Consider the following 253-nt stretch of genomic DNA (forward strand, 5'->3'; position numbering starts at 1 on the left):
TCTTTATACCAATCATCAAGACCAGGCCCGCCGCCCCAAGAATTATTCACTACATCTGGTGCCTTTTCCGGATGAGGGTTTCCATTTTCATCTTTTGGGGCTAAAATCCATTCACCTGCGTCAAGCAGATCAGCATCTGATCCACCATCTTCTGAGAAAGCTTTCACCGCAATCCATTTTGCACCTGGTGCGACGCCAATTTGATTCTCTCCATTTGGCTCAGAGCCAACCATCGTTCCCGTCACATGTGTAC

The 253-nt window shown here is 47.8% G+C and carries 1 protein-coding gene; it reads right to left on the reverse strand.

The genetic code is table 11. The features are described from left to right. A partial coding sequence (locus AC0IXA_RS27835) for a S8 family serine peptidase (protein ID WP_471814967.1) occupies nt 1–253 on the reverse strand: 253 nt, incomplete at both ends.

This window comes from Pseudomonas sp. AC083, assembly GCF_979253165.1.